6 protein-coding genes are annotated in these 8,286 nt (G+C 58.7%); 4 read left to right on the top strand and 2 right to left on the bottom strand.

The features are described from left to right. The first annotated feature begins 85 nt into the window (after positions 1-85). Positions 86-1,246, top strand: coding sequence for an FprA family A-type flavoprotein (locus PMX21_RS07240; RefSeq protein ID WP_271758911.1), 1,161 nt, complete (start codon positions 86-88; stop codon positions 1,244-1,246). A gap of 75 nt (positions 1,247-1,321) precedes the next feature. Here the strand turns inward: PMX21_RS07240 and PMX21_RS07245 are convergent, their stop codons facing one another. After that, entirely contained in the window at positions 1,322-2,125 is an 804-nt protein-coding gene (locus PMX21_RS07245; protein ID WP_271758912.1) for a DeoR/GlpR family DNA-binding transcription regulator, read from the bottom strand. Between the two features lie 334 nt (positions 2,126-2,459). Here PMX21_RS07245 and PMX21_RS07250 point away from each other — a divergent pair, with 334 nt between their 5' ends. Further along, the gene (locus PMX21_RS07250) at positions 2,460-3,317 is read left to right on the top strand and encodes a class II fructose-bisphosphate aldolase (RefSeq protein ID WP_022095149.1); all 858 of its coding nucleotides are present in this window, start codon (positions 2,460-2,462) and stop codon (positions 3,315-3,317) included. A gap of 648 nt (positions 3,318-3,965) precedes the next feature. On the opposite strand, the gene vsr is transcribed toward PMX21_RS07250, so the two are convergent. Next, entirely contained in the window at positions 3,966-5,012 is a 1,047-nt protein-coding gene (gene vsr / locus PMX21_RS07255; protein WP_271758913.1) for a DNA mismatch endonuclease Vsr, read from the bottom strand. 148 nt (positions 5,013-5,160) lie between these two features. Between vsr and PMX21_RS07260 the strand changes: the two genes are divergently transcribed. Next, positions 5,161-5,946, top strand: a complete 786-nt coding sequence (locus PMX21_RS07260) for an ABC transporter ATP-binding protein (RefSeq protein ID WP_006234847.1) — start codon at positions 5,161-5,163, stop codon at positions 5,944-5,946. Then, complete coding sequence (locus PMX21_RS07265; RefSeq protein ID WP_271758915.1) at positions 5,936-8,173, top strand: ABC transporter permease; 2,238 nt, start codon at positions 5,936-5,938, stop codon at positions 8,171-8,173. The genes PMX21_RS07260 and PMX21_RS07265 overlap by 11 nt, the downstream gene beginning before the upstream one ends. Positions 8,174-8,286 lie beyond the last annotated feature (113 nt).

Genomic DNA, 8,286 nt, shown 5'->3' on the forward strand with positions numbered 1-8,286 from the left:
GTAAGGATGACGGCAGATAACAGTTGGGATGCTGCCGAGTGTTATGATAGACGGGCTCTTTTGTCTATCTAGGAGGCTTTGCCTGATGGAGATCACCAAGGATATCCGCTACATTGGCGTCGACGATCACGACATTGACCTGTTTGAGGGCCAGTACGACGTGTCCGAGAACGGCATGGCATATAACAGCTATGTTATCTTGGGCGATAAAATCGCTGTCGCCGATTCGGTCGACGGCGGTTTTGTTGACGAGTGGCTCGGCAACCTCGAGGCCGTGCTCGATGGCCGTACGCCCGACTACCTGGTCGTCCATCACATGGAGCCCGATCACTCCGCCGGCATCGCCGCCTTTATGGAGCGCTATCCCCAGGCCCAGATTGTGGCTAGCATGGGTGCCTTCCGCATGATGGTCAACTACTTTGGCACCGACTACCCCGAGCGCAAGATGGTCGTCAAAGAGGGCGATGTGCTCGACCTGGGCGGCCACAGCCTGACCTTTATCGGCGCCCCCAACGTTCACTGGCCCGAGGTGATCTTCTCCTACGAGTCCACCGACAAGGTGCTCTTTAGTGCCGACGGCTTTGGCAAGTTTGGCGCCAACGACGTCGAGGATCCCGAGGGTTGGGCTTGCGAGGCTCGCCGCTACTACTTTGGCATCGTCGGTAAGTTCGGCAAGTTCGTGCAGGCCGTGCTCAAGAAGGCCGCCGATCTGGATATCCAGATCATCTGCCCGCTCCATGGTCCTGTGCTGACCGAGAACCTGGGCTACTACCTCGACACTTACAACACCTGGTCGAGCTACCAGCCCGAGGACGAGGGCATCACGATCGCCTATGCGAGTGTGTATGGCCATCTGAAGGCTGCCGTCGAGGAGCTCGCATCTGCGCTCGAGGCTCGCGGCCAGAAGGTCTCCGTCTTTGATCTGGCTCGCGACGACATGGCCGAGGCCGTTGAGGATGCGTTCCGCTACGACCGTCTGGTGCTCGCCTCCATTACCTATCAGGGCGAGATCTTCCCGTGCATGAGCGCCTTTATCCACACGCTCGCCGAGCATGCCTACCAGAACCGTACCGTGGCGCTTGTCGAGTCCGGTTCCTGGGCGCCCGCTGCCGCCAAGGTTATGACCAAGGAGCTCGAGGGTATGAAGGACATCACCCTGACGCAGAACAAGGTGACTGTGCTGGGCTCGCTCAACGAAGCCTCGCGCGCTCAGATCGAGGCCCTCGCCGACGAGCTTTCCAAGTAGCGACACATTCACTTCTGATGCTCAACCATCACAACCACCACAAAGGGGGACAGGCACCTTTGTGGTGGTTTTTGTTTAAGCGCCGGCGATGACGAGGGCTGGACGTGAGCTGTCAGTGGCCTCGGCGATCGAGGTGGCGACGGCATGGTCGGGGTCACGGTCCATCACGATGGAGTCGACATCGGCAAGCTCGGCAAAGCGGTACATGCCGCGTCCGTTAACCTTGCTGGCGTCCATGAGGGCGACGCTTTGATGGGCCGCGGTGATCATAGCCGTTTTGGTCTCGGCCATCTGGGGAAAGTCGGTCGTAAAGCCGCAGCTGGGGACAAAGGCGCCGGGGCACATGACGGCCAGATCGGCATGGACCATTTGGAGCGCCTGCATAGTGAGCGGTCCGTACAAATAACGATGGCCTTTGCGCAGCGCCCCGCCCAGCATGACGACATCGACTGAGGGCATGCTCTCGTCGATGTAATCGGCAATGGTAATGTCGGCCGTGATGACGGTGATACCGTCGCGCTGATCGAGGAGCCGGACGAACTCGAGCGCCGTGGTGCCCGAGTCGACGAGCAGCGTGTCGCCGTCATTGACGAGCTCGATGGCGCTTTGCGCGATGGCTTGCTTGGCGGCGACGTTGACATTGATGCGGCGATCCTGCGTGGAGACGGTCAGGCGTTTGTGGAGCGAGACGGCACCGCCGTGCGTGCGGCGCAGCTTGCCTGCTTCGGCGAGCGCGTCCAGGTCGGCGCGGGCGGTGACGGAGGACACGCCAAAGGTCTGGGCGATTTCTGCTACCTGCACCGAGGCATTATGATCGAGTATTTCCAAAATGGCGGTACGGCGTTCGTCGGCAAAGGCACGGTTGGTGGCTTGGGCCATGCTTGCTCCATTCTCGGCTAAATTTGCAGGAATTGTGTTGACTCTATTTTCGTTCATTTTCTTTTTGAGTAAGAAAACACCTTTCGATTACTTATCTTTTCTATAAAAGAAAGACGCTGAACGCCCAAAATTCAATATCGAACATGTCCACTCGGCTCATATTCCTTCCGTTTACTTTTCAAAAACGACTGTATTGACCTGCATGGGCTCAATATCTCGCACGTGCAAAGCTGCTTAATTTCATACAATGAGCGCAGCAAAACGCAAGGTAAAACGCCTTGTGAACAACTACGCCCGATGTCCAGATGCGGGCGAGGGAGAGGAGCAAACGCTCATGGCACTTGTTACCACCGAAAAGATGCTCAAGGACGCTCAGGCCGGCCACTACGCTGTTGGCGCTTTCAACGTCGAGAACCTCGAGTTTGTTATGGCCGTTCTGGCCGCTGCCGAGGAGACCAAGTCCCCCGTCATCATGCAGACCACCCCGGGCACCATCAAGACCGCTGGTCTGGACTACTTCTACGGCATGGTCAAGGCTGCCGCCGAGCGCGCTTCCGTGCCCGTCGCTCTGCACCTCGATCACGGCGATGGCTATGACCGCTGCATGCAGGCTTTCCGCACCGGCTATACCTCTGTCATGATCGACGGTTCGCACGAGTCCTTCGAGGACAACATCGCCCTGACCAAGTCCGTCGCCGACGCTGGCCGCGCCATGGGCGTGCCCGTCGAGGCCGAGCTCGGTAAGGTTGGCGGCAAGGAGGACGACGGTCCCGCGGTTGAGGGCGAGAGCCCCTACACCGATCCGGCCGAGGCCAAGGAGTTCGTCGAGCGTACCGGCTGCACCTCCCTCGCAATTGGCGTTGGCACCAGCCACGGCGTGTACACGAGCGATCCGCACATCGAGCAGTCCGTGGTCAAGGCCATCCGCGACGCCGTCGACGTGCCGCTGGTTCTGCACGGCACCTCCGGTGTGCCCGATGAGCAGGTCGCCGAGGCTGTGAAGAACGGCATCTGCAAGGTTAACTACGCCACCGAGCTGCGTCAGGCCTACACCAAGGGCTTCATGGCTTACATGGCCGAGAACCCCGCCTGCTTCGATCCCAAGAAGCCGGCCAAGGAGGGTATGCGTGAGATCACCGAGTTGGTTAAGATCCGCATGACCAACCTTAACTCCGTGGGCAAAGCAGAGTAACAGCAAGGGTACTCCGACTCGCTACATATCCCGGGGAGGGACGAGGGCTTAGTTCCCCAATCGCCCTCGGGCATGCAAAAAGCCTCGCTGCGCACTTCGTGCGGCGAGGCTTTTTGCCCCCTGCGGAAAGATTGGGGAACTAAGCCCTCGTCCCTCCCAGGTTGACCTACTCGAGGTCGTCGCCCTTGTGGCGTTAGAGCGGAAAAAATCGGAGCGTTAGGGCTTCTTTGCTGATGGGGGATTAGTATGCCCGGGCTTGGTTGGGGAATGACTTGTTTAGGGATGCTTGGAGCTTTTCGAACGATGCTCGCAAGTTGTGGCTCTGGTCGGTTGAGCGTTTTGGCTGCGAGGTGGGGGAGTCGAGGAGGCCGTTTCTCTGTGTCGGGGGGAAGGAGAAAAGGTCTGCATGTTTTAGGGATGGCTGCTGTGCTGCGTCGTTGGAAGAATGCATGCTTATGCGGCCTCCTCGATGTCCACCAAAAGGTTGCGCACGGGGTGTGCTGCTAGGTCCCGTGCGTTGGCAGTATTATGCCGCGGCTGCTGCAAAGAAGCGCTAAAGAAAGGCTTAACCTGGTTTGATGTTACGATGAAACTGCAGGTCAGAGGTATCGAGTAACACTCTTGAAAGGTTTTGAGCTTAAGGGCTTTCTAAGGTTTGTGACGTGGATGTGGCTCGCCTATGTGGGGCGTGTGGACGGCTCGCTCCTGGCGCTGCGGCTCTGCGGCGCGCACCTGCTCGATGACCTTTTTCATCGTGGCGTCGATGCGGTCTTTTTTGAGCTCGCATTCCCAGATGGTTATGGGTGTCCAGCCCATTTGAGTGAGTGCTGCCACGGCAGCGCGGTCGCGCTCGACGTTGCGACGGAACTTTGCCTCCCAAAACTCAACGTTGCGCTTGGGCTGGCTAGGGTTGCACTTGGGGCAGCGGTGCCAAAAGCAGCCGTTGACGAAGATGGCGATCTTGCGGCCGGGGAAGGCGATGTCGGGCTTGCCGGGAACCTTCCATTCCAAGCGATAGCCCGTAAGGCCCGCAGCCCGTAGGCGCTGACGTACGAGCAGCTCGGGCTTGGTGTTGGCGCGTTTGTTGCCCTTCATGGACTTTTTGATGGCGGCGCGACGGCGGACCAGTTCGCGCTCGTCAGCGGAGAGGTCCGAGGTATCGATGCCGTCGAGTAGGCCGGGCTTGGGGCGCTTTTTGCTACGGCGCTTAGGTGTGCGCTTGGGCTTGGTGGCGGGCTCGTCGGTCGCGGTGGCCTCGGCGTCGTTGGCAGCGCCGTTGGCCTCAAGCCGATCTTCCTTTAACTCAATCAGAGCATCAATGAGCCCCTTGTCGGCGGGCATCCATTCCACCATGGCAAGCGAGGTACGCGGAATCCAGCGGATATCGAGCTGGCGGTCGTGCTTCTGGGGCTCATCGGATTCATCGGCCAGCGAGCAGTAGTAGCACTCCATCGAGAGATGAAAATTGGGGTAGTCGTACTCAACGGTGTAAAAATCGCGCAGGTTGGTGACTTTTACCTGCAGCTCTTCCATAAGCTCGCGGCGTACGGCGTCCTCGGGTGTCTCGCCGCGCATGAGCTTGCCGCCGGGGAACTCCCAAAGTCCCTGCATGTCGCCATAGCCGCGCTGCACGGCAAGCAGCTCGTCAGATCCTTCCTTGCGAATGATCCCAGCGGCAACATGAACAGTCTTCAACAGGAGTCCTCTCTCAACATCAACACGTGGTAGGGTAGCTACCCGTACCTTACACAACGGTAAGGCAAGCGTAAGCCATATCGATGGTAGCCGACTCGTCTTCTTGCGACTATAGATGCCGTAGACTAATCGCAAGAAAGGACTCGGTATGCAAACCACGCACATGGCGACCCCGGTACTGGAGGTCGCGCATCTCGAAAAGGTATATGGAGCGCTGGGCAACGTGACCCGTGCGCTCAACGACGTCAGCTTTACCGTTAACCGCGGCGAATTTGTTGGCATCATGGGCGCTTCGGGCTCGGGCAAGTCGACGTTGCTCAACTGCGTGTCGACCATCGATAGCGCCACAAGTGGCACGATCCGCATCAACGGGCAGGATGTAACACGCATGAAGCAGGCTAAGCTTTCGCAGTTCCGCCGCGAGGAGCTGGGCTTTATCTTCCAGGACTCCAACCTGCTCGATACGCTCACGGCACGCGAGAACATCGCCCTGCCGCTCACCATCGCCCGCACAAATTCGGCAGAGATCTCGACCCGCGTGCAGGATGTGGCCGCGCGTCTGTCTATCAGTCAGGTGCTCGACAAGTATCCCTACCAGATGTCCGGCGGTCAGCAGCAGCGCGTTGCCGCGGCTCGCGCGCTCGTCACCGACCCCACCATGATCATGGCCGACGAGCCCACCGGCGCCCTCGATTCCAAGAGCGCCCGCCTGCTGCTCGAGAGCCTGGAGGCCCTCAATCGCCGCCTGCGCGCCACGGTGCTCATGGTCACGCACGACAGCTTTGCCGCCAGCTACACGAGCCGTGTGCTGTTTATCCGCGACGGCAAGATCTTCACCGAGCTGCGCCGCGGCGACACCGACCGCCGAGAGTTCTTCGACCGCATTATGGAGGTCGTTGCCATGATGGGCGGTGAGGGCTCCGATGCTCTGTAAACTCGCTTGGGGCAACGTCCGCCGCGCCGGCCGCGACTACCTCGTCTACCTTTTGACGCTCACCCTGGGCGTCACGGTCTTCTATGCCTTTAACACCATCTCGATGCAGGTCGACATCGCCGGAATCGATGAAGAGGGCTTGGCGCAGGTTATGGGCAGCATGCTCGGCGACCTGACGTACTTTTTGGCCGGTGTCATGGCTTTTTTGATGGTGTACGCCAATAACTTCATCATGAAACGCCGCAAGAAGGAGTTTGGCCTGTACCAGGTGCTCGGCATGGGGCGCGGGCGCGTCGCCACGATCATGGCGCTCGAGACCGTGATCGTCTCGGTCGTGGCCTTTGTCGCCGGCATTGTGCTGGGTGTGGGACTCTCCCAGCTCATGACGTTCTTTACGGCCTCGCTCTTTAAGACACAGATCGCCAATTTCCACTTCTTTTTCTCGGTGCATGCGTTCAGCCTGACCCTTGCCTGCATGCTCGTAATGTTTGTGCTCACGCTACTGCTGAACCTTCGCGCCGTGCGTCGTACCAAACTCATCGAGCTTATGGGTGCCGAGCGTCGCAACGAGAGCATCAAGACACGCAACCCCTGGATCGCGATTGCCATCTTTGCCGTGGGCGTGGTGCTGGTGGGCGTGGCCTATTACCGTCTGCTACGTGATGGGTTCCCGCTAACCGCGACGGACAGCAAGCTGCAAGAGGCCATGAGCCAGTTTGGCATTACAACCGCTATGGTTACCGTGGGTACCTTTGCGCTGTTCTGGGGACTCTCGGGCATGCTTATCAAGCTGCTGCAGAGCCTGCGCAGCGTGTATTGGCGCGGCCTCAATATGTTTACCGTGCGCCAACTTGCGGCCAAGGTTAATACGGTGTGCTTTTCGATGGGCGTCATCGCGATGCTCCTGTTTTTGGCCATCACCTCGGTGACGTGCGGTATGTCGATTGCCAATGTGATGAACGAGAATCTGGAGCGCTATAATCCGGCCGACATGTCGCAGACGTATGTCTATTACACGCCCGATACGCTCGACTTCTACAAAGAGTCTTTCAATCCGTCTGAGGCCGATCGAATGGTGCTGGCCGATAGTACGGTCGATTTGTACTCCGCATGGCACGGCGATCGTATCGATCACGATAACGTTGCAGACGGTATTAAGGGCAAGTCGGCGGACAACAACGACGAGACCGGCAAGAAGGTCAATATCGCCGATGTTGCCGGTGAGCATGTGCAGATCGATTCGTATCTGAGTTACCCGTTTGGCGGTTCGGATCCTTCGGTGACCCCAAGTGAGATGTGCAAGATCATGGGCGAAAAGCTTCCCAAGGCGTTCGGGGGTAGCAATGCCGATGCGATGGGTCTGTTTGTGACGCCGGCGAGCCAGTACAACAAACTGCGTCAGATGATGGGCGAGGAGCCGGTGCACATCGGTCACGACCAGTATCTGCTCACGTGTGATATGGGCGGCGAGCTGGTCGACATGTACACCAAGTATATGGCTGGCGGCCATGCCCTTACCTTGGGCGGGCATGAGCTCAAGCCCGCAACCGATAAGTCGGACGAAGATACGGCGGCCATCGCCAACTCGTCGATGGGCAGTAATCCGGGTACCGTCGTCGTTGCCGACGAGCTGTTGTCCCAACTTAATCTGCAGCCGTATTCCAGTAGCCTGCTCGTTAACTACAAACAGGGGATGGATACAACCGAGGCAGACGAGAGCATTAAATACACTGTGCTCGACAATCTGCTCGTTGACGGCAAGGAGCCGGGGTCGTGGGGAATCTTCATCACACGCTCCGAGATGTACACGCAAGCAGCGCAAATGAACGGTCTTATTAGCTACCTAGCCATCTACATCGGCTTTGTATTGGTCGTTGCATGCGCGGCGATTCTGTCGATTCAGCAACTCTCCAACGTGGCCGACGGCAGCCGCAGCTATCGTGTGCTGGCACAGATCGGCTGTGAGGACCGCCAGATTCGCCATTCGGTGATGGCGCAGCAAGCGGTATTCTTCCTGTTCCCGCTGGCAGTGGGCTTGGCGCACTCCTTTGTGGCACTTAAGGTGATCATCGAGCTGGTGAGCATTTTCGGAAATATGAGCATCGGCGGCACCGTGGGCCTCACCTGTGCGATCTTCCTGGCAGCCTACGGCGGCTACTTCCTGGTGACCTACCTCATGAGCACCGGCATGGTGCGAGCCGCCATCGCCACCCGCTATAGCGAGTAACTCGTTCAGCTTGGAATTATCGTAGGTTGAGCATAGGTCAGACACTATGACCCAATCCAGGGGCACGGAAACGACAGGAGCCCCCGCTCGTGACCGCGGGTCGGGGCTGCGAC

Source organism: Collinsella aerofaciens (genome assembly GCF_028209885.1).
GTDB lineage: Bacteria > Actinomycetota > Coriobacteriia > Coriobacteriales > Coriobacteriaceae > Collinsella > Collinsella aerofaciens_BA.

Coding starts and splice junctions, on each gene's coding strand:
- PMX21_RS07240 (WP_271758911.1), top strand. CDS start 86: ATGGAGATCACCAAGGATATCCGCTACATTGGCGTCGACGATCACGAC.
- PMX21_RS07245 (WP_271758912.1), bottom strand. CDS start 2,125: ATGGCCCAAGCCACCAACCGTGCCTTTGCCGACGAACGCCGTACCGCC.
- PMX21_RS07250 (WP_022095149.1), top strand. CDS start 2,460: ATGGCACTTGTTACCACCGAAAAGATGCTCAAGGACGCTCAGGCCGGC.
- PMX21_RS07260 (WP_006234847.1), top strand. CDS start 5,161: ATGCAAACCACGCACATGGCGACCCCGGTACTGGAGGTCGCGCATCTC.
- PMX21_RS07265 (WP_271758915.1), top strand. CDS start 5,936: ATGCTCTGTAAACTCGCTTGGGGCAACGTCCGCCGCGCCGGCCGCGAC.